The organism is Streptomyces lusitanus (assembly GCF_042647945.1).
In the GTDB taxonomy this organism is placed as follows: domain Bacteria; phylum Actinomycetota; class Actinomycetes; order Streptomycetales; family Streptomycetaceae; genus Streptomyces; species Streptomyces pseudogriseolus.
In genome coordinates, this window is the sequence record NZ_JBHRWL010000021.1 from 134,478 (window position 1) to 155,270 (window position 20,793).

The 20,793-nt window shown below is 71.2% G+C and carries 24 protein-coding genes; 6 read left to right on the forward strand and 18 right to left on the reverse strand.

Annotated elements, in window-relative coordinates:
- The first annotated feature begins 29 nt into the window (after positions 1–29).
- Positions 30–953, forward strand: coding sequence for a 4-hydroxy-tetrahydrodipicolinate synthase (gene dapA / locus ACFOSY_RS28070; protein WP_394311982.1), 924 nt, complete (start codon positions 30–32; stop codon positions 951–953).
- Here dapA and ACFOSY_RS28075 read toward each other — a convergent pair.
- From ACFOSY_RS28075 to ACFOSY_RS28085, 3 genes are all read right to left on the reverse strand, one after another.
- Positions 928–1,167, reverse strand: coding sequence for a hypothetical protein (locus tag ACFOSY_RS28075; RefSeq protein ID WP_394311984.1), 240 nt, complete (start codon positions 1,165–1,167; stop codon positions 928–930). The genes dapA and ACFOSY_RS28075 overlap by 26 nt on opposite strands.
- A gap of 133 nt (positions 1,168–1,300) precedes the next feature.
- Positions 1,301–1,711 (reverse strand): VOC family protein, encoded by a 411-nt coding sequence (locus ACFOSY_RS28080; protein ID WP_394311986.1) that lies wholly within the window; start codon positions 1,709–1,711, stop codon positions 1,301–1,303.
- Positions 1,712–1,748: 37 nt separating this feature from the next.
- On the reverse strand, positions 1,749–2,591 hold the full coding sequence (locus ACFOSY_RS28085; protein ID WP_394311990.1) for an SMI1/KNR4 family protein: 843 nt from the start codon (positions 2,589–2,591) through the stop codon (positions 1,749–1,751).
- A gap of 248 nt (positions 2,592–2,839) precedes the next feature.
- On the opposite strand from ACFOSY_RS28085, the gene ACFOSY_RS28090 reads away from it, so the two are divergent.
- A complete protein-coding gene (locus tag ACFOSY_RS28090; RefSeq protein WP_394311992.1) occupies positions 2,840–3,202 on the forward strand; it encodes a hypothetical protein in 363 nt (120 codons plus the stop codon).
- Positions 3,203–3,362: 160 nt separating this feature from the next.
- Here ACFOSY_RS28090 and dapD read toward each other — a convergent pair whose 3' ends face one another.
- The 11 genes from dapD to ACFOSY_RS28145 form a co-directional block, all read right to left on the reverse strand.
- Positions 3,363–4,352 carry a 2,3,4,5-tetrahydropyridine-2,6-dicarboxylate N-succinyltransferase gene (dapD, locus tag ACFOSY_RS28095; RefSeq protein WP_394311994.1) on the reverse strand — a complete coding sequence of 330 codons (990 nt, stop codon included), beginning with the start codon at positions 4,350–4,352 and terminating at the stop codon, positions 3,363–3,365.
- Between the two features lie 126 nt (positions 4,353–4,478).
- Positions 4,479–5,045: a TetR/AcrR family transcriptional regulator gene (locus ACFOSY_RS28100; RefSeq protein ID WP_394311996.1), complete on the reverse strand. Its 567-nt coding sequence runs from the start codon at positions 5,043–5,045 to the stop codon at positions 4,479–4,481.
- Positions 5,045–5,365: a DMT family transporter gene (locus ACFOSY_RS28105; protein WP_369155449.1), complete on the reverse strand. Its 321-nt coding sequence runs from the start codon at positions 5,363–5,365 to the stop codon at positions 5,045–5,047. The genes ACFOSY_RS28100 and ACFOSY_RS28105 overlap by 1 nt, the downstream gene beginning before the upstream one ends.
- Before the next feature lie 93 nt (positions 5,366–5,458).
- Positions 5,459–5,791, reverse strand: a complete 333-nt coding sequence (locus ACFOSY_RS28110; RefSeq protein ID WP_006131178.1) for a metal-sulfur cluster assembly factor — start codon at positions 5,789–5,791, stop codon at positions 5,459–5,461.
- Complete coding sequence (gene sufU / locus ACFOSY_RS28115; RefSeq protein ID WP_031019827.1) at positions 5,788–6,252, reverse strand: Fe-S cluster assembly sulfur transfer protein SufU; 465 nt, start codon at positions 6,250–6,252, stop codon at positions 5,788–5,790. The genes ACFOSY_RS28110 and sufU overlap by 4 nt, the downstream gene beginning before the upstream one ends.
- A gap of 11 nt (positions 6,253–6,263) precedes the next feature.
- On the reverse strand, positions 6,264–7,520 hold the full coding sequence (locus ACFOSY_RS28120; protein ID WP_394312000.1) for a cysteine desulfurase: 1,257 nt from the start codon (positions 7,518–7,520) through the stop codon (positions 6,264–6,266).
- Positions 7,517–8,281, reverse strand: coding sequence for a Fe-S cluster assembly ATPase SufC (gene sufC, locus ACFOSY_RS28125; protein ID WP_019522227.1), 765 nt, complete (start codon positions 8,279–8,281; stop codon positions 7,517–7,519). The genes ACFOSY_RS28120 and sufC overlap by 4 nt, the downstream gene beginning before the upstream one ends.
- A gap of 7 nt (positions 8,282–8,288) precedes the next feature.
- Positions 8,289–8,606, reverse strand: coding sequence for a non-heme iron oxygenase ferredoxin subunit (locus tag ACFOSY_RS28130; RefSeq protein ID WP_006131182.1), 318 nt, complete (start codon positions 8,604–8,606; stop codon positions 8,289–8,291).
- Complete coding sequence (sufD, locus tag ACFOSY_RS28135; protein WP_394312004.1) at positions 8,603–9,787, reverse strand: Fe-S cluster assembly protein SufD; 1,185 nt, start codon at positions 9,785–9,787, stop codon at positions 8,603–8,605. Before sufD ends, ACFOSY_RS28130 begins: the two co-directional genes overlap by 4 nt.
- 58 nt (positions 9,788–9,845) lie before the next feature.
- Positions 9,846–11,267, reverse strand: a complete 1,422-nt coding sequence (gene sufB / locus ACFOSY_RS28140) for a Fe-S cluster assembly protein SufB (protein ID WP_394312007.1) — start codon at positions 11,265–11,267, stop codon at positions 9,846–9,848.
- Positions 11,264–11,986 (reverse strand): helix-turn-helix transcriptional regulator, encoded by a 723-nt coding sequence (locus tag ACFOSY_RS28145; protein ID WP_394312010.1) that lies wholly within the window; start codon positions 11,984–11,986, stop codon positions 11,264–11,266. The genes sufB and ACFOSY_RS28145 overlap by 4 nt, the downstream gene beginning before the upstream one ends.
- Before the next feature lie 289 nt (positions 11,987–12,275).
- Here ACFOSY_RS28145 and ACFOSY_RS28150 point away from each other — a divergent pair, with 289 nt between their 5' ends.
- The 3 genes from ACFOSY_RS28150 to ACFOSY_RS28160 are packed head-to-tail and all read left to right on the forward strand — an operon-like array spanning position 12,276 to position 15,050.
- Entirely contained in the window at positions 12,276–13,199 is a 924-nt protein-coding gene (locus tag ACFOSY_RS28150; RefSeq protein WP_394312013.1) for an ABC transporter ATP-binding protein, read from the forward strand.
- Positions 13,200–13,249: 50 nt separating this feature from the next.
- Positions 13,250–13,966, forward strand: coding sequence for an ABC transporter permease (locus tag ACFOSY_RS28155; RefSeq protein WP_394312016.1), 717 nt, complete (start codon positions 13,250–13,252; stop codon positions 13,964–13,966).
- A 55-nt stretch (positions 13,967–14,021) separates the two neighbouring features.
- The gene (locus ACFOSY_RS28160) at positions 14,022–15,050 is read left to right on the forward strand and encodes a COX15/CtaA family protein (RefSeq protein ID WP_394312018.1); all 1,029 of its coding nucleotides are present in this window, start codon (positions 14,022–14,024) and stop codon (positions 15,048–15,050) included.
- Here ACFOSY_RS28160 and ACFOSY_RS28165 read toward each other — a convergent pair.
- The 4 genes from ACFOSY_RS28165 to ACFOSY_RS28180 form a co-directional block, all read right to left on the reverse strand.
- On the reverse strand, positions 15,008–15,745 hold the full coding sequence (locus ACFOSY_RS28165) for a nucleotidyltransferase domain-containing protein (RefSeq protein WP_394312020.1): 738 nt from the start codon (positions 15,743–15,745) through the stop codon (positions 15,008–15,010). The genes ACFOSY_RS28160 and ACFOSY_RS28165 overlap by 43 nt on opposite strands.
- Positions 15,746–15,790: 45 nt before the next feature.
- A complete protein-coding gene (locus ACFOSY_RS28170) occupies positions 15,791–16,897 on the reverse strand; it encodes an amidohydrolase family protein (RefSeq protein WP_394312022.1) in 1,107 nt (368 codons plus the stop codon).
- An 82-nt stretch (positions 16,898–16,979) separates the two neighbouring features.
- The gene (locus tag ACFOSY_RS28175; RefSeq protein WP_394312024.1) at positions 16,980–17,312 is read right to left on the reverse strand and encodes a hypothetical protein; all 333 of its coding nucleotides are present in this window, start codon (positions 17,310–17,312) and stop codon (positions 16,980–16,982) included.
- 93 nt (positions 17,313–17,405) lie between these two features.
- A complete protein-coding gene (locus ACFOSY_RS28180; protein WP_051791967.1) occupies positions 17,406–18,359 on the reverse strand; it encodes a heme o synthase in 954 nt (317 codons plus the stop codon).
- Between the two features lie 342 nt (positions 18,360–18,701).
- On the opposite strand from ACFOSY_RS28180, the gene tkt reads away from it, so the two are divergent.
- Positions 18,702–20,789: a transketolase gene (tkt, locus tag ACFOSY_RS28185; RefSeq protein WP_394312028.1), complete on the forward strand. Its 2,088-nt coding sequence runs from the start codon at positions 18,702–18,704 to the stop codon at positions 20,787–20,789.
- Positions 20,790–20,793 lie beyond the last annotated feature (4 nt).

Below are 20,793 nucleotides of genomic sequence, written 5' to 3' on the forward strand. Positions count from 1 at the left end.
TTCACCGTCCCCGCGCCGACACTACCTCCATGACCTCCACGCCCCCTTCCCCCTCCCTCGGCCGCACCCTGTGCGCGATGATCACCCCCTTCACCGCCTCCGGCGCGCTGGACCTGGACGGTGCGCAGCGCCTGGCCGGCCATCTGGTCGCCCAGGGCTGCGACGGTCTGGTGCTGTCCGGCACGACCGGGGAGTCCCCGACGACGACGGACGCGGAGAAGCGGTCCCTGATCGCGGCCGTCCGGGAGGCCGTCGGCACCCGCGCCACGCTGATCGCCGGCGTCGGCACCCCCGACACCGCGCACACCGTCACCCTGGCCCGCGAGGCCGAGCGGGCCGGCGCGGACGCCCTTCTGCTGGTCGCCCCGTACTACAGCCGCCCGCCGCAGGACGCGATCGAGGCGTATTTCCGGGAGACCGCCGACGCGACGGGCCTCCCCGTGGTCCTCTACGACATCCCGGTCCGCACCGGGGTCCGCGTCGAGCCGGACACCCTGCTGCGTCTGGCCGAGCACCCCCGCGTCGTGGCGGTGAAGGACTGCTCCGGCGACTTCCTGGCCGCGCAGAAGGTGATGGCCCGCACGGACCTGGCGTACTACGCGGGCTGCGACGAGCACAATCTGGCGCTCCGCGCGGTGGGCGGCGCCGGATGCGTCAGCACGGTGGCCAACGTGGCCCCCGCCGCTGTCCGCCGCGTCCTCGACGCCTTCGACAAGGGAGACACCGCCGAGGCGACCCGCCTCCAGCACCGCCTGACCCCGCTGATCGAGGCGATGATGGCGAGCGGCCTCCCCGGCACGGTCACGGCGAAGGCCCTGCTCCCCGTCCTGGGCCTCCCCGCGGGCCCGGTCCGCCCGCCCCTACGCCCGGCGGACCCGAGCACGACGGCCGCCCTGCGGGAGGCCTACGCCCGTCCGACCGCGGACGTCAGTTCCACACCTGACGGTCGCTGAACAGCAGCACGTGTTCCAGCACGTCCTCGGCGGGGTCGTCGATCTGCCCGAGATCGGCGTTGACCAGCCCGACCCGGGGCCCGTTCTTCGACCCGCTGGTCGTCTCGTCGGCGTGCGCGGTACCCGCCAGGGTCCCGCAGAGCATCAGCATGGCGGCCACGCCCATCACGCCGATCACACAGCGCAGCACGCCCCGCACCCACTTGTCGGTCATCGCCCGTCCCCATTTCCGTGCACATTCAGTCGCCTTGGCGTCTGATCGGACCCTGTGTCCACCCGTTCATCCGCCAAAACGACCTCAAGGTCACGGAAAGTAACCCATACGAGGATCAGCCCGCCGTCACCGGTCAGTCCCGCCCGGGCCAGACCGGGCCCTGGTCGGTCCAGACGACGCCCTTGTTGCGGCACAGGCAGAAGGGATGACCGATCGGGTCGGTGAAGATGCGCCACCCGTATCCCTCGGGCCCGGTGAAGTCCTGCCGCAGCGTCGCCCCGAGCCCGAGCACGCGGGCCTGCTCGGCCTCCAGGTCGTCGACTTCGAAGTCGAGATGGAACTGCTTGGGGTGCTCGGTGTCGGGCCACTGCGGAGCCCGGTAGTCGTCCACCCGGATGAACGCCAGCTCGATCTCTCCGAACCGGATCCCGGCCCAGTCCGCGGAACTGTGCTTCTTGAGCGGCCGGCCCGTCACCTCGGAGTAGAAGCCGGCCAGCTCCATGGTGTCCGGGCAGTCGATGATGAAGTCGGTGAGTCGCAGCATCCCGCGATGGTGCCACAGGGCCGCCGCGTCGTCTTCGTCAGATCGGCCGGCCGTCGGAGCCGGGCACGAACGTCGCGCCCAGGTCGTACCGCGCGATGCCGAACGGCCGGAAATCGGCGTCGGCGAGGACACGGTGGAGGAACTCGGAGGTGGACATGTCGTACCGGTACCAGGGTCCTGGGTCGTGGGACCGCGCGAGGACGGGGTAGTCGCCCGGCCGCTCGGCGTCGATCAGCCAGCAGTACTCGTCGGCCCATTCGGTGGAGCCCCATGTGAGCACCCCCTTGCCGCCCGGCGTGAATTCCTCGTACGGCCCGCCCGCGGAGAGGCTTGCGTACGGCAGCCCGGCCCGCCACCGTGCGGGCAGGTCGAACGGGACGCTCGCGCCGCACCCCAGGAAGGAGACGGAATCGCTGAAGACACCGCCGCCGAACGCCGCGGCGAGCTCCTTGTAGTCCGCCGGCAGCGGGACCCCCAGCTCTGCCTCCACGGCCGCCCAGTCGGGGGTGAGCCCGAGGGGCTCCCACCCGGTCAGATCGATCACGCGCCGCACCCACGTACGACGGTCGTCGGGGTGCGTGACACGGCGGGGAGCGGCCACGTGGACGACGTCCTCCGGCGGTTCGTCCGACGGCGGCGCGTCCCGCTCCGCGACGAGCACCACCAGCTGTTCACCGTCCCCGTCACGCACCGCCCCGCAGCCGATCCACCGATTGCCGTACGCCCACCCGCGCATCTCGGTCAACTCCCCCGCGAACGGGGCGAGGAGCGGCGACCCGGTCCGCTCGGTCACCTTCGGATCCGTGTGACCGCCCATGACGAGATTGCGCAGCTGCCCGTACCGGCGGCTGAACCGAGCGCGCAGAGTTCCCAGCTCCACCCCGTCGGGCACCCTCAGACACACATGCCCCGCCCCGTGCCCGCCCCGCCCGCACACCAGCCCCCGCCCGCCGGACCTGACCAAGGAGCCAACGTCTTCGAGCAGTTCCCGTTCATCCATGGCCGGAAAGTGAAACACACGCCACGGACAACGCCCGGCACCGGGCGTACTGCCCCTCTATGCTCCTGCACACGGGGCAACCACGGGGGGCGGGAGTGGTCGTGCGGGAAGACGGGCGCCTGCCGGCAATGCGCCGGGCGAACGGTCCGCGGCAGCTCACGGAGCTGACCGACGTGTACGACTTCCTCGACGAGGTGCGGCTCCGACCGGGGATGTGGCTTCCCCGTAGCTCGCTCAAGCACTTGGAGTCCCTGCTGACCGGCTACCGAGCCGCCATGGTCGTGCACGGCGTCGAAGGCGAATTCGACTTCTGGAGCCCTGGCACGCAGGGCCCGTTCACCGAGTGGCTGTGGCACCGGCTCGGCCGCGAGAGCCCGCTGAGCTGGGCCACCGAGATCGAGCGCGAAGCCGAAGCGACCGGCGTGCCCGCGATCGAGCTGCTCTTCCGCCTCTTCGACGAGTACCGGGCCGACCGCGACCGAGCCTCGTAGGCCGGCCGATGCGGTCCCCGCCCGAGCTTTCCGACGCGGTGCTCACGCACGAGCGCCCTTCCGGGCCGTCCTGGGGCCGTGGAAGGGCGCTCGGTGCCGACAGCGGCGGCGGGTCAGGGCGTTGAGCGACAGGGCGGCCGTAAGTCACGGCCGTCCGCCGTCAGTTGTGGCTGTGCAGGACCTCGTTCAGGCCGCCCCACACCGCGTTGTTCGGGCGGGCCTCCACGCGGCCCGTCTCCGAGTGGCGGCGGAAGAGGATGTTGGAGGCGCCGGAGAGTTCGCGGGCCTTGACGACCTGGCCGTCGGGGAGGGTGACGCGGGTGCCGGCGGTGACGTAGAGGCCGGCCTCGACCACGCACTCGTCGCCGAGGGCGATGCCCACGCCCGCCTCCGCGCCGACCAGGCACCGCTCGCCGATGGTGATGCGGACGTTGCCGCCGCCCGACAGGGTGCCCATCGTGGACGCGCCGCCGCCGATGTCGGAGCCGTCGCCGACGACGACGCCCGCCGCGATGCGGCCCTCGACCATCGACGTGCCGAGCGTGCCGGCGTTGAAGTTGACGAAGCCCTCGTGCATCACGGTGGTGCCCTCGGCGAGGTGCGCGCCGAGACGGACGCGGTCGGCGTCGCCGATGCGCACGCCCTTGGGGGCCACGTAGTCGGTCATGCGCGGGAACTTGTCCACGGACGTCACCTGGAGGTGCAGGCCCTCCGCGCGGGCGTTGAGCCGTACCTTCTCCAGCTCGTCCACGGCGACCGGGCCCAGCGAGGTCCAGGCGACGTTGGCGAGGTGGGCGAAGATGCCGTCCAGGTTCTGGCCGTGCGGCTTGACCAGGCGGTGGGAGAGCAGGTGCAGCCGCAGGTAGACGTCGTGCGCGTCGACCGGCTTGGCGTCCAGGGAGGAGATGACCGTGCGGACCGCGACGACCTCGACGCCCCGGCGCCGGTCCGGGCCGACCGCGGCGGTGGCGCCGCCGCCCAGCAGCTCGGCCGCCTGCTCGGCGGAGAGCCGCTCCGTGCCGGACGGGCCCGGCTCGGCGGCCAGCTCGGGCGCCGGGAACCAGGTGTCGAGGACGGTGCCGTCGGCGGCGATGGTGGCGAGGCCGGCGGCCACTGCGCCGGTGGTGCTCTGAGCAGTCGTGTCGGTCATGAGGGCAACCTAACCGGCCGGAGGCGCCGGACGCGAACCGGTGCCGCCCGCGTCTCGGGTGCCGGTCCGGAACACCGTTCAGGGGCTGGTCCGGAACATTGTTCAGGTGCCCGTCCGGAACACCGTTCAGGTACCGATCCGGGGCCCGCCGTGCCCCGGCAGCAGCCGCCCCAGCATCTCCCGCGCGTACTCCTCGTCGTACGGCGTGCCGGTCAGCAGCACCTGGAGGCAGATGCCGTCCATCAGGGCGACCAGGGCCCGCGCCGTGACCGGGTCCGTGCGGCGGGACAGCAGCGCGGCGAGGTCCTCGCACCACTCGGCGGCGACCGGGCGCAGGGCCGGGCGCCGCAGCGCGGCCAGATACAGCTCGTACTCCAGCTCCACGCCCGTCCGCTCGCCGCCCAGCCACTCCCCCGTCAGCGCCGCCAGCTCGGCCGCCAGGTCGGTCCGGGGGTCCTCCAGGCCGCCGCGCGAGGCGATCACCTTGGCGAAGCCCTCGTTGGCCTGGCGCAGGGCGGCCACCATCAGCTCGTCGAGGGTGGCGAAGTGGTACGTGGTGGACCCGAGCGGCACGTCCGCCTCCCGGGCGACGCTGCGGTGGGTGAGCCCCGCGAGGCCACTGCGGCCGACGACCCGGATCGCCGCGTCGATGATCCGCTGCCGCCGCTCCGGGTCGTACCGGCGCCCGGCCATCAGTGCGCCCCGCCCAGGTTCAGCACGACCACGCCGACGATGATCAGCCCGATGCCCGCTGCCTTGGCGGCCGTCATCCCCTCGCCGAGGAACACGATCCCGATGGTCGCGATGGCGGCGGTGCCCACGCCGGCCCAGATGGCGTAGGCGGTGCCGACGGCCACGGTGCGCAGGGTCTGCGCGAGGAGGGCGAAGGAGACGACGTAGCCCAGCAGGGTCAGCAGGGAGGGCCAGAGCCTGCTGAAGCCCTCGCTGTACTTCATGGCGGTGGTGGCGCACACCTCGGCCGCGATGGCCCCGGCCAGCAGCAGGTATCCCATGTGTACGAGCGTACACAGCGGCACCGCCCGAGAGACATGAAAACGGCGACGCCCCCCGAAGGGAGCGTCGCCATCCATCCGTGTGCGGCAGGCTCAGACGTTGAAGCCCAACGCCCGCAGCTGCTCACGGCCGTCGTCCGTGATCTTGTCCGGGCCCCACGGCGGCATCCAGACCCAGTTGATCCGCAACTCGTTGACCAGGCCGTCCGTGGCGGACTTCGCCTGGTCCTCGATGACGTCGGTCAGCGGGCAGGCCGCCGAGGTCAGCGTCATGTCCACGGTCGCGACGTTGGAGTCGTCGATGTGGATGCCGTAGATGAGGCCGAGGTTGACGACGTCGATGCCCAGCTCGGGGTCGACGACGTCCATCAGGGCCTCCCGGAGCTCCTCCTCCGAGGCCGGCTTCATCTCCACGGTCTCGCTCATGCCGTAGTCCTTTCGGCGTCGGCGCCCAGCGCCTGGGCCGTCGCGTCCTTCCACGCCATCCAGCTCAGGAGGGCGCACTTGACCCGCGCGGGGTACTTGGAGACGCCGGCGAACGCGACCGCGTCCTCCAGCACCTCCTCCATCGCGTCGTCGGGCTCGATCCTCCCCTTGGACTGCATCAGCTCCAGGAAGGTCCCCTGGATCTTCTGCGCCTCGGCGAGGTCCTTGCCGACCAGCAGGTCGTTCAGCACGGACGCGGACGCCTGGCTGATGGAACAGCCCTGTCCCTCGTAGCTGACGTCGCTGATGGTCGTGCCGTCGTACTTCACGCGCAGCGTGATCTCGTCGCCGCACGTCGGGTTGACGTGGTGCACCTCGGCGTCGCCGTCCCGGAGACCCCGCCCGTGCGGGTTCTTGTAGTGGTCCAGGATGACGTCCTGGTACATGGAGTCCAGCTTCACGCCTCAGCCCCTCATCCGAAGAAGTTCCGTACGTGCTCCAGACCGTCGACCAGTGCGTCGATGTCCGCCGGCGTGGAGTACAGATAGAACGACGCCCGCGTGGTCGCAGGAATTCCGTACCGCAGGCAGACGGGGCGGGCGCAGTGGTGTCCGACCCGGACCGCGATGCCCTGCTCGTCGAGGACCTGGCCCACGTCGTGCGGGTGGATGTCCCCGAGGGTGAAGGAGATCGCGGCGCCGCGCTCCTCGGCGGTGGCCGGACCGATGATGCGCAGGTCGGGCACCTCGAGGAGCCGCTTGACGGCGTACTCGGTGATGGCGTGCTCGTGCGCGAGGATCTTGTCCATGCCGATGGCCGACAGGTAGTCGATCGCCGCGCCGAGTCCGACCGCCTGGGCGATCGGCGGGGTGCCCGCCTCGAACTTGTGCGGGGCGGGGGCGTACGTCGACGAGCTCATCGACACGGTCTCGATCATCTCGCCGCCGCCGAGGAACGGAGGCAGGTCCTCCAGCAGTTCCTGGCGGCCCCACAGGACGCCGATGCCGGTCGGGCCGCACATCTTGTGGCCGGTGAAGGCCACGAAGTCGGCCTGGAGGGCCTGCACGTCCAGCGGCATGTGCGGCGCGGCCTGGGAGGCGTCGACGCAGACGAGCGCGCCGACCTCCTGGGCGCGGCGCACGATCGCCTCGACCGGGTTGACCGTGCCCAGGATGTTGGACACCAGCACGAAGGAGACGATTTTCGTCTTCTCGGTGATGATCTCGTCGATGTCGGAGAGGTCGAGCCGGCCGTCGTCGGTCAGCCCGAACCACTTCAGCTTCGCGCCGGTGCGCTGCGCGAGCAGCTGCCACGGCACGATGTTGGAGTGGTGCTCCATCTCCGTGATGACGATCTCGGTCTCGTGGTCCACGCGGTAGGGCTCGTCGGCCCAGCCCAGCATGTTGGCCACGAGGTTGAGCGACTCGGAGGCGTTCTTGGTGAAGATCACCTCGTCGCGGCTCGGCGCGTTGATGAACTCCGCGACCTTGTCGCGCGCGCCCTCGTACAGCGCCGTGGCCTCCTCGGCGAGGACGTGCACGCCGCGGTGGACGTTGGCGTTGTGCTGCTCGTAGTACTCGGAGAGCACGTCGAGCACCTGGCGCGGCGTCTGCGAGGTCGCCGCGTTGTCCAGGTACACGAGCTTTTTGCCGTCGTGAACCACGCGGTCCAGGATCGGGAAGTCCTTGCGGAGCGCCTCGGTGTCGAGGAGGCCCGGCAGCTGTGTCACTCGGATGCGCCACCCTTCGTGTAGGCCTCGTAGCCCTCCGCCTCGAGCTTGTCGGCGAGCTCGGGGCCGCCGGACTCGGCGATCCGTCCGGCCGCGAAGACGTGGACGTGGTCGGGCTTGATGTAGCGCAGGATGCGCGTGTAGTGCGTGATCAGCAGGGTGCCGACCTGGCCGGACTCGCGGACGCGGTTGACGCCCTCGGAGACGACGCGCAGGGCGTCGACGTCCAGGCCGGAGTCGGTCTCGTCGAGGATCGCGATCTTCGGCTTGAGGAGCTCCAGCTGAAGGATCTCGTGGCGCTTCTTCTCACCGCCGGAGAAGCCCTCGTTGACGTTGCGCTCGGCGAAGGCGGGGTCCATGTTGAGGCGCTCCATGGCCTCCTTGACCTCCTTCACCCAGGTACGCAGCTTGGGGGCCTCGCCGCGCACGGCGGTGGCGGAGGTGCGCAGGAAGTTGGAGACGGAGACGCCGGGGACCTCGACCGGGTACTGCATGGCGAGGAACAGGCCGGCACGGGCGCGCTCGTCGACGGACATCTCCAGGACGTCCTCGCCGTCGAGGGTGACGGTGCCCTGGGTGATCGTGTACTTGGGGTGACCCGCCAGCGAGTAGGCGAGGGTCGACTTGCCCGAGCCGTTGGGGCCCATGATGGCGTGCGTCTCGCCCTGCTTCACGGTGAGGTCGACGCCCTTGAGGATCTCCTTCGTGGCGTTGTCGGCCTCGACGGTGACGTGCAGGTCTCGGATTTCAAGCGTTGCCATGGGTGCCTCAGGACTCCTGGGTGAGGGAGACGAGCACGTCGTCCCCTTCGATCTTTACGGGGTATACGGGGACGGGGCGCGTCGCCGGGAGGGCGTCGGGCTTGCCGGAGCGGAGGTCGAAACGCGAGCCGTGCAGCCAGCACTCGATGTGGCAGTCGTCCACCTCGCCCTCCGCGAGGGAGACGTTCGCGTGGGAGCAGATGTCGTGGATCGCGAACACCTCTCCCTCGGTGCGCACCACGGAGACCGGCGTGCCGTCGAGTTCCACCCGCTTCGGGGTGTCCTCCTCCAGCTCGCCCAGTCCACAGACGCGTACGAAGGTCATGCGACCGCGGCCTCCAGCTCCTCCTCGATCTTGGCGATCAGACGCTCCTCGATGTCGGGGACGCCGATCTGCTGGACGAGCTCGGCGAAGAAGCCCCGGACCACCAGACGGCGGGCGTCCTTCTCGGGGATGCCGCGGGCCATCAGGTAGAAGAGCTGCTCGTCGTCGAAGCGGCCGGTCGCGGAGGCGTGGCCGGCGCCGACGATCTCGCCGGTCTCGATCTCGAGGTTGGGCACCGAGTCGACCCGCGCGCCGTCAGTGAGGACGAGGTTGCGGTTCATCTCGTAGGTGTCGGTGCCCTCGGCCTTGGCCTCGATGAGCACGTCGCCGATCCACACGGCGTGCGCGTCGTCGCCCTGCAGCGCGCCCTTGTAGGCGACGTTGGACTTGCAGTGCGGGACGTTGTGGTCGACCAGGAGGCGGTGCTCCTGGTGCTGGCCGGCGTCGGTCAGGTACAGGCCGAACAGCTCGGCCTCGCCGCCGGGGCCCGCGTAGGCGACGCGCGGGTGCAGGCGGACGACGTCGCCGCCGAAGGTCACGACGACCGACTTGAAGGAGGCGTCGCGGCCGACGAGGGCGTTGTGCTGGGCGACGTGCACCGACTTTTCGTCCCAGTCCTGGACGGACACGACGGTGAGCTTGGCGCCGTCGCCGAGGACGTACTCGACGTTGGCGGCGAGCACCGCGTCGCCGGTGTGGTCGATGACCACGACGGCCTCGGCGAAGGCGCCGAGCTCGATCACCTGGTGGCCGTAGGCGGTGCCGCCCTCGCCGTGCACCGCGATGCGGACCGGCTCGGTGAGGACGGTCTCCTTGGGCACGGTCACGACCGACGCCTGGGTGAAGGCCGAGTACGCCTGGGCGGCGACGCGGTCCACCGGGGCTCCGGTGCGGCCGAGCCGGGCGTCGTCACGGCCGACGGTCTCGACGGTGACGCCCTCGGGCGCCTCGACGGCGACCTTGAGGCCCCCGTCGGTGGCGGCGGCGGTGCCGTCGTGCAGCCCGCGCAGCCGCTCCAGCGGGGTGAACCGCCACTCCTCCTCGCGGCCGTGGGGGACGGGGAAGTCCGCCACGTCGAAGGACGGGGGCGCGCTCATGCGGGTGGCGACGGTCGACTCGGCGGCGACCGCGATCGAACCGGCGGTCGTCGAACCGACCGGGATGTTCTGAGCCTCAGCCATGGCTGTCGTAGTGCTCGCTTTCCTTTGCGTAAGGGGCTTGACGGAACGGCGTGGTGCTTTAGCCGACCGCGCCTTCCATCTGGAGCTCGATCAGCCGGTTGAGCTCGAGCGCGTACTCCATGGGCAGTTCCTTGGCGATCGGCTCGACGAAGCCGCGCACGATCATCGCCATCGCCTCGAACTCGCTCAGGCCGCGGCTCATCAGGTAGAAGAGCTGGTCCTCGGAGACCTTGGAGACGGTCGCCTCGTGGCCCATGGACACGTCGTCCTCGCGGACGTCCACGTAGGGGTAGGTGTCCGAGCGGGAGATGGTGTCCACCAGCAGCGCGTCGCACAGCACGTTGGACTTGGAGCCCGGGGCGCCCTCGCCGATCTCGATGAGACCGCGGTAGGAGGTCCGGCCGCCGCCGCGCGCCACCGACTTGGAGACGATGTTCGACGAGGTGTTCGGGGCCATGTGGACCATCTTGGCGCCGGCGTCCTGGTGCTGGCCCTCGCCGGCGAAGGCGATGGACAGGGTCTCGCCCTTGGCGTGCTCGCCCATGAGGTAGACGGCCGGGTACTTCATCGTCACCTTGGAGCCGATGTTGCCGTCGACCCACTCCATGGTCGCGCCCTCGTAGGCCACGGCGCGCTTGGTGACCAGGTTGTAGACGTTGTTCGACCAGTTCTGGATGGTCGTGTAGCGGCAGCGGGCGTTCTTCTTGACGATGATCTCGACGACCGCGGAGTGCAGCGAGTCCGACTTGTAGATCGGGGCGGTGCAGCCCTCGACGTAGTGCACGTAGGCACCCTCGTCGACGATGATCAGGGTCCGCTCGAACTGGCCCATGTTCTCGGTGTTGATCCGGAAGTAGGCCTGGAGCGGGATCTCGACGTGCACGCCCGGCGGGACGTAGATGAAGGAGCCGCCCGACCACACGGCGGAGTTCAGCGACGCGAACTTGTTGTCACCGACCGGGATGACCGTGCCGAAGTACTCCTTGAAGAGCTCCGGGTGCTCCTTCAGGGCGGTGTCGGTGTCGAGGAAGATGACGCCCTGCTCCTCCAGGTCCTCGCGGATCTGGTGGTAGACGACCTCCGACTCGTACTGGGCGGCGACGCCGGCGACGAGGCGCTTCTTCTCGGCCTCGGGGATGCCCAGCTTGTCGTAGGTGTTCTTGATGTCCTCGGGGAGGTCCTCCCAGGACTCCGCCTGCTTCTCCGTCGACCGCACGAAGTACTTGATGTTGTCGAAGTCGATGCCGGAGAGGTCGGAGCCCCAGTTCGGCATGGGCTTCTTCTCGAACAGGCGCAGGCCCTTGAGGCGGAGCTTCGTCATCCACTCCGGCTCGTCCTTCTTCGCGGAGATGTCCCGGACGACGTCCTCGCTCAGGCCGCGGCGCGCCGACGCACCGGCCTCGTCACGGTCGGCCCAGCCGTATTCGTAGGTGCCCAGACCCTCCAGCTCGGGGTGGGCAGTCTCCGTGGGGAGAGTCATGCGGGGTTCCTCCCGGACGTGCTTGCAGATGCGTGGTGGGAAATCTTGGGGATGAACGTCGTGCAGACGCCGTCGCCGTGCGCGATCGTCGCCAGCCGCTGTACGTGCGTACCGAGAAGCTCGGCGAAAAATTCCGTCTCGGCCTCGCACAGCTGCGGGAACTTCTCGGCGGCGTGGGCGACCGGGCAGTGGTGCTGGCAGAGCTGCTCGCCGACCGGTGCGCTGCGCGCGGTCGCAGCGTACCCGTCCGCGCTGAGCGCCTTGGCCAGGGCCTCCGTGCGCTTCTCCGGCGGTACGTCCTCGACGGCCTTGCGGTAGGCGCCGGCCTGGGCGGCGATGCGGGCCCGGGCGAACGCGGCGATCGCCTCGTCGCCGCCCTCCCGCTCGCCGATCCAGCGCAGCGCGTCCACCGCGAGCTTGTCGTAGGACTGGTCGAAGGCGTCCCGGCCGCAGTCGGTCAGGGCGAACACCTTGGCCGGGCGCCCGCGTGAGCGCGCGCCGTAGACGCGGCGCTCGCGGGCCTCCACGACGTTGTCCGCGGCCAGGGCGTCGAGGTGGCGGCGCACGGCCGCCTGGGTGAGCTTCAGCCGCCCCGCCAGTTCGGCGACGGTCGACGGGCCGTGGTCCAGGATGGAGCGGGCGACCCGGTTGCGGGTGGACCGCTCACCGGTTGCCAGATCCTCCTGGGGAGGCGTCGTCGGATGCTCGCCGTTTTTCACAACGCCATTGTTGCGTAATTCCTCGGAGCCCGGCAAGCGGCGTCCGGACGGCCCGACGTGCCTTGCATCACTTAGGTATACCTAATGTGACCTGCGGAAACGATCTTTGATCGATCAGCCGGAGGCCTGCGGGAGCGCCCCGCCGGCACCGCCCGCACCCCCTCCGACCGGCGCACTTGCCGTTCCGCAGCACACTTGGCGGGCTCCGCGCAAGAGCGCCTTTCCCGTCCGGGCGGCTTCCCGCACCCCCCGGCCCGGGACACCGGGCATCTCCCTAGACTCATGACCCATGCGAAGTGAGCCCGTGGTCCAGGTGCAGGCCCTGGTGAAGCGGTACGGCACGAAGACCGCGGTGGACGGCCTCGACCTGGCGGCAGGGCAGGGCGTGACCGCCGTGCTCGGCCCCAACGGAGCGGGCAAGACGACCACGGTCGAGATCTGCGAGGGATACCGGCGGCCCGACGCCGGCACGGTGCGCGTCCTGGGTCTCGACCCGGCCCGCGAGTCGGCGGCGCTGCGGCCCCGCATCGGCGTGATGCTCCAGTCCGGCGGCGTGTACGCGGGGGCCCGGGCGGACGAGATGCTGCGGCACGTGGCGAAGCTGCACGCGCGCCCGCTGGACGTGGACGCGCTGATCGAGCGGCTGGGCCTCGGCTCCTGCGGCCGGACCTCGTACCGGCGGCTGTCCGGCGGGCAGCAGCAGCGCCTCGCGCTGGCGATGGCCGTGGTGGGCCGCCCGGAACTGGTGTTCCTGGACGAGCCGACCGCCGGCCTCGACCCACAGGCCCGCCACGCCACCTGGGACCTGGTCCGCGACCTGCGCGACGACGGCGTCTGCGTCGTCCTGACCACGCACCACATGGACGAGGCCGAGCAGCTCGCCGACGACGTGGCGATCATCGACGGCGGCCGGGTCGTCGCCCAGGGCTCCCCCGAGGAGCTGTGCCGCGGCGGCGCCGAGAACACCCTGCGCTTCTCCGGGCGGCCCGGACTGGACGTGGCGTCCCTGCTGAAGGCGCTGCCCTCCGACGCGTCGGCCGCCGAGGTGACGCCGGGCTCGTACCGGGTCGACGGCAAGGTCGACCCGCAGCTGCTCGCCACGGTGACGTCCTGGTGCGCGCAGCACGGGGTGCTGCCGGACCGGATCTCGGTGGAGCGGCACACCCTGGAAGACGTGTTTCTGGAGCTGACCGGCAAGGAGCTGCGTTCGTGACGGCCACCGGGACCTATTCTCCGCAGCCGGGCGCGGCGCCGCTGGCCCGCATGATCGCCGCGCAGGCGGTGCTCGAGACGAAGATGCTGCTGCGCAACGGCGAGCAGCTGCTGCTCACGGTGGTCATCCCCACCCTGCTGCTGGTGCTGTTCAGCACCGTGGACGTGGTGGACACCGGCGACGGCGCGGCGGTGGACTTCCTCGCGCCCGGCATCCTCGCGCTCGCGGTGATGTCGACGGCGTTCACCGGGCAGGCCATCGGGACCGGCTTCGAGCGCCGCTACGGCGTGCTGAAGCGGCTCGCGGCGTCTCCGCTGCCGCGCTGGGGGCTGATGACCGCCAAGACGCTGTCGGTGCTGGTCACCGAGGTCCTCCAGGTGGTCCTGCTGACGGTGATCGCGCTGATGCTCGGCTGGGACCCGCAGGGCGGCGCCCTCGCGGTGGTCGCGCTGCTGGCGCTGGGCACGGCCGCCTTCTCCGGGCTGGGGCTGCTCATGGCCGGCACGCTCAAGGCGGAGGCGACCCTCGCCGCCGCCAACCTGGTCTTCCTGCTGCTGCTCGTCGGCGGCGGGGTGGTCGTGCCGCTGGACAAGTTCCCGGACGCCGCTCAGGACGTGCTCGGGCTGCTGCCGATCGCCGCGCTGTCGGAGGGCCTGCGGGACGTGCTCCAGCACGGCGCCGGCATGCCCTGGGCCGACCTCGGGATCCTCACCGCGTGGGCGGTCGCGGGGCTCGCCGCGGCCGGCGCGTTCTTCCGCTGGGAGTAGGCGCGGGATGCCCGGAACCGACCCTCGTGAAAGCGTGCACAAGCGGCGGCCTACGATGGGACGCGTGCCAAACGTGACCCGCGCCGACGCCCAGGCGGCCCTGCGCAACCCGCTCGCCTTCATCGCCGCTCGCTGGACCCCGGATCCCCGGACCGTCCGCCGCGCGGCCCTCGCCGCGCTCGTCATGTCGGTGGTCATCGTGGTCACCGGCGGCGCGGTGCGGCTGACCGGCTCCGGCCTCGGCTGCCCGACCTGGCCCAAGTGCACCGACGACTCGCTGACCACCACCAGCGAGATGGGCCTGCACGGCGTCATCGAGTTCGGCAACCGCCTGCTGACGTACGTGCTGTGCGCCGCCGTCGGCTGGGCGATCGTCGCCGCGCGCTCGCAGAAGCCGTACCGGCGCAGCCTCACCCTGCTGGGGTGGGCGCAGTTCTGGGTCGTCATGGGCAACGCCGTCCTCGGCGGCGTCGTGGTGCTGGTCGGCCTGAACCCGTACACGGTCGCGGCGCACTTCCTGCTGTCCTCGGCGCTGATCGCGGTCGCCACGGTGATGTGGCAGCGCACCCGCGAGGGCGACGCCGAGCCGCGGCCGCTGGTCGGCAAGGCCGTGGTGCAGCTGGTGTGGTTCCTGGTGGCCGCGTCCGTGCTGCTGATCGCGGTCGGCACGGTGGTGACCGGCGCGGGCCCGCACGCGGGCGACTCCAGCGAGGTCGCGCGGATGCCGGTCGACTGGGAGGCGGTGGCCAAGCTGCACGCCGTGCTGGCGTGGATCGTGGTCACGCTGACCTTCGCCCTGTGGTTCGTGCTGAAGGCCGTGGACGCCCCCAGGGGACCGCTGGCCCGCACCCGTGAGCTGTTCCTGATCCTGCTGGCGCAGGGCCTCATCGGCTATGTGCAGTACTTCACCGACCTGCCCGAGGTCCTGGTGGGCGCGCACATGCTCGGCTCGTGCGTGATGTGGATCTGGGTGCTGCGCGTTTTGCTGTCGCTCCGGGAACGCCCGGAGGAGACGGCCCCGCAGCAGTCGGCCGTCCCGGCTCAGGAACCGGCCACCAGCGCGTCGATCGCCGGCCCCAGGTAGCCGCGCACCAGCTCGGCGCGGAGCCGGATCCATCCCTCGTCGGCGGCCACCGCCCCGCCGTACCGCCGCGCCCGGACATCCGCGACGACCTCCTTCGGAGCGCCCAGGCCCGGCAGCAGCTCCAGCGCCTCCCGCTTGGAGATAAGCCGGCCCTCCCGGACGGTGACCGTGGCGCGCGCGAAGGTCACCAGGCCCAGGTCGACCCAGATGTCCCGGGTCCACAGGCCGGCCCGGTCCACGCGGGGCCGCCAGTAGTCGCGCTGGTCACGCACCACGTACGCGGCGAGTTCACCGTCCGGCACCGGAGGCAGGACGTCCGCGGGCGGCGCGCCGTGCAGCACCCGGCCGACGGTGTGCAGCTCCGTGCGGGTGACCGGGGTGACGGTGCGCCGGAACAGCCGCTCGTGCGCCCATGTGAGGTGGCGCCGCTCCGCGCCCGCGGCGGTCGCGGAGGTGAGATACGTGCAGTGCAGCCCGCCCGCGAGCGGTTCGCCGCGCAGCCGGGCGTGCAGGACGGCGAGCCGCCACACCGTGCGCGGGCCGGCCGGGGGCGGCAGGACCGCGACCAGATCCAGGTCGCTGCGCCCCTCGACGTAGTCGCCGGCGGCCAGCGAACCGTGCGCCCACACGGCGACGGGGGCGAGGGGCGCGAGCCCGGCGAGAAAGCGGTCGAGCAGGGCATCGGTCTGCTGCATCCGCCCAGTCTCCCCTCGGGCACGCCCCTGGCGGGCGGGTTCCGGTCACCCCACCCCGTACACCCGCCCCGCGTTGCCGGAGGCGATCATCGTCGCGACGCGTTGGGCGTCGGCGAGGGACCACGCGCCCTCGGAGACCCAGGCGCCCAGGACCCGGGCGAGGGCCTCCCGGAAGAGGTGGGCGCCGACCACGTGCAGCTCGGGCAGGCCGCGGGCGCCGCTGGAGAAGAGGATCTTGCCGAAGGGGGCCAGCTCCAGCACCTCCGCGAGGACGGTCGCCGCGCGGGCGCCGGTGCGGACCAGGGCCGCGCCGCAGTCGGCGTAGACGTGCGGGAAGACGCCCGCGAGATGGGCGGCGTGCCGGTGGTACGGGTAGCCGTGCAGCAGCACGAGGTCGGTGCCGAGCCCGGCGGTGGCCCGCACGAAGTCGGTGAGCAGCACCGGGTCGGTGCGGTCGACGCGCGCGCCGGGCGCGCCCAGCCCGGCGTGCAGCTGGAGCGGCAGTCCCGAGGCCACCGCGATCCACAGCAGGTGGCGCAGCAGCACCGGGTCGGTCAGCCGGTCGCCCGCGACGCGCGCGGCCAGCCAGCGTCCGGCCGCGCCGCGCACCTCCCCCGCCCCTGGCGGCTCGGGGGCCAGGGCCAGTCCGTGGCGCAGTCCGGCGACGGAGGTGAAGGCGACCGCGTGCGCGGCGGCGCCGTGCACCGATTCGGCGAGGTTGGCGAGGAAGGACTCGACCGTGCCTGAGGTGTCGGCGACCTGTTCGGCGAGCTGCTCCAGGCGGACGATCTCGTGCGCCTCGGCCTGGCCGGCGCGGGCCAGCTCGCCGGGGTCGGTGAGGTCGTCGGGCAGGCCGGTGTCGACGAGGTAGGCGGTGATGCCGCTGCCCCGCAGCAGCCGGCGGCCCGCCTCCATCGTGCCCAGCTCGCGCCGGCGGGCGAGATAGCGGGAGGGCGCGCAGTGCGGCTCGAGACCCAGCAGCGGCGGGCACCAGCGGCGCACCGCGAACCCGGTCTGGGTGTCGAAGAGGGTGGTGCCGGGCGCCGGCGGTCCCTCGGTGCGGGCCAGCTGGGCCTCGAACGTGCCGAGGCCCAGCTCGGTGCGCAGTACGCCGTGGCAGTACTGGTCCACGAGGGACGGCGGGTCGATCATCTCCGGACTCCCCGGGTGGACGCTGTCGCTGCCTACAGGTCCTAACGGGTGAACCGGTGAAGAGGTGTTGCCCGAGGGGCGGTCAGTCGTTGGAGGGGCCGCCGACCTGGATGCCGGCCATGCGGCTCCACTCGTACGGGCCGGTCCTCACCTTGGCGGCGAAGTCGCCGTCGAACTGCTCGTGCACGGTGATGCCCGCCTTCTCGACGGCCAGCCGGGCGATCTCCACGGAGGGCGCGTGGACGTCCCCCCAGGCGCCGTCCTCGCCGACGAGGACGATCCGGGCGCCGCGCTGCCCGAGGTACTCCACGTGCCCCTCGGCGCCGCCGTGCTCCTTGGCGTAGCCGCCGATGCGCTTGGCGAGCTTGGCCGCCTTCTGCCCGTCCTTGGGATCCACCTGCTGCGTGTCTGCCATGAGCAGGATGCTACCGACGGGTAGATGGGACGGCGACGGGCGGGGTCCGTGGCCTTGGCCACGTCCCCCGCCCGGTCGGCGGGACGAGAGGCGTCAGCGCAGGAAGGGGTCCACCGCGATGGCGACGAAGAGCAGCGAGACGTAGGTGATGGACCAGTGGAAGAGGCGCATCTCCTTGAGCTTGGCGCCCGTCACCTCGGCCTTGGCGCGGTGCAGCAGCGCGTGCGCCTCCCACAGCCACCAGCCGCCGGCCGCCAGGGCGACCGCGGTGTAGAACCAGCCGGTGTAGCCCATCGGGGTGAGCAGCAGCGACACGCCGACCATCACCCAGCTGTAGAGGACGATCTGCCGGGCGACCGTCTTGTTGCCGGCGACGACCGGGAGCATCGGCACGCCCACGCGCGCGTAGTCCTCCTTGACCTTCATGGACAGCGGCCAGTAGTGCGGCGGCGTCCAGAAGAAGATGACGAGGAAGAGGACGACCGGGGCCCAGGACATCGAGTTGGTGACGGCGGACCAGCCGATCAGCACCGGCATGCAGCCGGCGATGCCGCCCCACACGATGTTCTGCGCGGTGCGGCGCTTGAGGATCATCGTGTAGACGACGACGTAGAAGAGGAGCGCGCCGAGGGACAGCCAGGCGGACAGCCAGTTGACGGTCAGGCCGAACAGCAGCGTGGAGACGACCGCCAGGGCGATGCCGAAGACGAGGGCCTCGCGCGGGCTGACCATGCCGGTCACCAGCGGGCGCTGCGAGGTGCGGTCCATCAGCGCGTCGATGTCGCGGTCGATGTACATGTTCAGCGCGTTGGCGCCGCCGGCCGACAGGTAGCCGCCGACGCAGGTCAGCAGCACGAGCGTCAGGTCGGGCACGCCCTGCTGCGCCAGGAACATCACCGGGACGGTGGTGATCAGCAGCAGTTCGATGATCCGCGGCTTGGTGAGAGCCACGAATGCCATCACGCGGGCCCGGAACGGCCGATGCGCAGGGCTCTGACTCGTCCCCAAAACCCCCGCCGGGCGGGATTCAACGGCCGTCACGCACACCCCTACAGAGACATCCCAGCGAGCCCCTTTCCTGTGAAGTCGCGGTAAAGGCTCGCGCGTACCACGCCACTCTAGACGTTGCCCAGACCCCGGCATTCGCGGGGGTCCGCTCGTGTTGGCCGGCCCCTCTCCGAGGTGCGTTCCGAAGCTCGATTGAGCACGCGGATGAGCGGCTCCGTATTCATCTGCCGAATGCGGAAACTCACCGGTCAGGAGGCGGATCCCGGGAGGTGCCCGCACTCTGGAACGACCCGGAAAAAGGCACGTCCTACGGGGGTAGGCTCGACCACGCCGGTGGGTCATCACCGGCATCCGACATGTGGAGAGGAGCCCTGACTCAGGGTGAGCACCAAGCCGACCACCACAGACCTCGAGTGGACCGAGTTGGACCAGCGGGCCGTCGACACCGCCCGCGTCCTGGCCGCCGATGCCGTACAGAAGGTCGGCAACGGCCATCCGGGTACGGCGATGAGTCTGGCGCCCGCCGCCTACACCCTCTTCCAGAAGGTGATGCGGCACGACCCGGCGGACGCGGACTGGGTCGGGCGGGACCGTTTCGTCCTGTCCGCCGGCCATTCGTCCCTGACCCTCTACATCCAGCTGTACCTGGCCGGCTTCGGCCTGGAGCTGGACGACCTGAAGTCCTTCCGCACCTGGGGCTCGAAGACCCCGGGCCACCCGGAGTACGGGCACACCACGGGCGTGGAGACCACGACCGGCCCGCTCGGCCAGGGTGTCGCCAACGCGGTGGGCATGGCGATGGCCGCCCGCTACGAGCGCGGTCTGTTCGACCCGGAGGCCCCCGCCGGGGAGTCCCCGTTCGACCACTTCATCTACTGCATCGCCGGTGACGGCTGCCTCCAGGAGGGCATCTCCGCCGAGGCGTCCTCGCTGGCCGGGCACCAGAAGCTCGGCAACCTGGTCCTGCTGTGGGACGACAACCACATCTCGATCGAGGGCGACACCGAGACGGCCGTCTCCGAGGACACGGTCAAGCGGTACGAGGCGTACGGCTGGCACGTGCAGCGTGTCGCCCCGAAGCCGGACGGCGACCTGGACCCGAACGCGATCTACGACGCGATCCAGGAGGCGAAGAAGGTCACCGACCGGCCGTCCTTCATCGCGATGCGCTCGATCATCGCCTGGCCCGCGCCGAACGCGCAGAACACCGAGGCCGCGCACGGCTCGGCGCTCGGCGACGACGAGGTCGCGGCCACCAAGCGGGTCCTCGGCTTCGACCCGGAGAAGACCTTCGAGGTCGCCGACGAGGTCATCGCGCACACCCGCAAGGCGCTGGAGCGCGGCCGGAGCGCGCGCGCCGTGTGGGAGAAGTCCTTCCAGCAGTGGCGGGACAACAACCCCGAGCGCGCCGCCGAGTACGACCGTATCGCCGCCGGCGAGCTGCCCAAGGGCTGGCAGGACGCGCTGCCGGTGTTCGAGCCGGGCAAGGGCGTCGCCACCCGCGCCGCCTCCGGCAAGGTGCTCCAGGCGCTCGGCGCGGTGATCCCGGAGCTGTGGGGCGGCTCGGCCGACCTCGCCGGCTCCAACAACACCACGATCGACAAGACGTCGTCGTTCCTCCCGGCCGGCAACCCGCTGCCGGAGGCGAACCCGTACGGGCGCACGATCCACTTCGGCATCCGCGAGCACGCCATGGCCGCGGAGACGAACGGCATCGCGCTGCACGGCAACACCCGCATCTACGCCGGCACCTTCCTGGTGTTCTCGGACTACATGCGCAACGCCGTCCGTCTATCCGCGCTGATGCACCTGCCGGTGACGTACGTGTGGACGCACGACTCCATCGGTCTCGGCGAGGACGGCCCGACCCACCAGCCGGTCGAGCACCTGGCGTCGCTGCGCGCCATCCCGGGCCTGAACGTGGTCCGCCCGGCCGACGCGAACGAGACCGCGATCGCCTGGCGCGAGATCCTGGGGCGCTGGACCAAGGAGTTCGGCAAGGGCGCCCCGCACGGTCTGGCGCTCACCCGCCAGGGCGTGCCGACGTACGAGCCCAACGAGGACGCGGCCCGCGGCGGGTACGTGATGTTCGAGGCCGAGGGCGGCGAGCCCGAGGTGGTCCTGATCGCCACCGGCTCCGAGGTGCACGTCGCCGTGGAGGCGCGGGAGCGGCTCCAGGCCGACGGCGTGCCGACGCGTGTGGTGTCCATGCCGTCCGTGGAGTGGTTCGAGGAGCAGGACCAGGGGTACCGGGACAGCGTCCTGCCGCCGTCCGTGAAGGCGCGTGTGGCCGTCGAGGCGGGGATCGGCCTCACCTGGCACAAGTACGTGGGCGACGCCGGCCGCATCGTCTCGCTGGAGCACTTCGGCGCCTCCGCCGACGGCAAGGTGCTGTTCCAGGAGTACGGCTTCACCGCCGACAACGTGGCCGCCGTCGCGCGGGAATCGATCGCCGCCGCCCGGCGCTGACGCT

Coding starts and splice junctions, on each gene's coding strand:
- dapA (WP_394311982.1), top strand. CDS start 30: ATGACCTCCACGCCCCCTTCCCCCTCCCTCGGCCGCACCCTGTGCGCG.
- ACFOSY_RS28075 (WP_394311984.1), bottom strand. CDS start 1,167: ATGACCGACAAGTGGGTGCGGGGCGTGCTGCGCTGTGTGATCGGCGTG.
- ACFOSY_RS28080 (WP_394311986.1), bottom strand. CDS start 1,711: ATGCTGCGACTCACCGACTTCATCATCGACTGCCCGGACACCATGGAG.
- ACFOSY_RS28090 (WP_394311992.1), top strand. CDS start 2,840: ATGCGCCGGGCGAACGGTCCGCGGCAGCTCACGGAGCTGACCGACGTG.
- dapD (WP_394311994.1), bottom strand. CDS start 4,352: ATGACCGACACGACTGCTCAGAGCACCACCGGCGCAGTGGCCGCCGGC.
- ACFOSY_RS28100 (WP_394311996.1), bottom strand. CDS start 5,045: ATGGCCGGGCGCCGGTACGACCCGGAGCGGCGGCAGCGGATCATCGAC.
- ACFOSY_RS28105 (WP_369155449.1), bottom strand. CDS start 5,365: ATGGGATACCTGCTGCTGGCCGGGGCCATCGCGGCCGAGGTGTGCGCC.
- ACFOSY_RS28110 (WP_006131178.1), bottom strand. CDS start 5,791: ATGAGCGAGACCGTGGAGATGAAGCCGGCCTCGGAGGAGGAGCTCCGG.
- sufC (WP_019522227.1), bottom strand. CDS start 8,281: ATGGCAACGCTTGAAATCCGAGACCTGCACGTCACCGTCGAGGCCGAC.
- ACFOSY_RS28130 (WP_006131182.1), bottom strand. CDS start 8,606: ATGACCTTCGTACGCGTCTGTGGACTGGGCGAGCTGGAGGAGGACACC.
- sufD (WP_394312004.1), bottom strand. CDS start 9,787: ATGGCTGAGGCTCAGAACATCCCGGTCGGTTCGACGACCGCCGGTTCG.
- sufB (WP_394312007.1), bottom strand. CDS start 11,267: ATGACTCTCCCCACGGAGACTGCCCACCCCGAGCTGGAGGGTCTGGGC.
- ACFOSY_RS28150 (WP_394312013.1), top strand. CDS start 12,276: ATGCGAAGTGAGCCCGTGGTCCAGGTGCAGGCCCTGGTGAAGCGGTAC.
- ACFOSY_RS28155 (WP_394312016.1), top strand. CDS start 13,250: ATGATCGCCGCGCAGGCGGTGCTCGAGACGAAGATGCTGCTGCGCAAC.
- ACFOSY_RS28160 (WP_394312018.1), top strand. CDS start 14,022: ATGGGACGCGTGCCAAACGTGACCCGCGCCGACGCCCAGGCGGCCCTG.
- ACFOSY_RS28165 (WP_394312020.1), bottom strand. CDS start 15,745: ATGCAGCAGACCGATGCCCTGCTCGACCGCTTTCTCGCCGGGCTCGCG.
- ACFOSY_RS28170 (WP_394312022.1), bottom strand. CDS start 16,897: ATGATCGACCCGCCGTCCCTCGTGGACCAGTACTGCCACGGCGTACTG.
- ACFOSY_RS28175 (WP_394312024.1), bottom strand. CDS start 17,312: ATGGCAGACACGCAGCAGGTGGATCCCAAGGACGGGCAGAAGGCGGCC.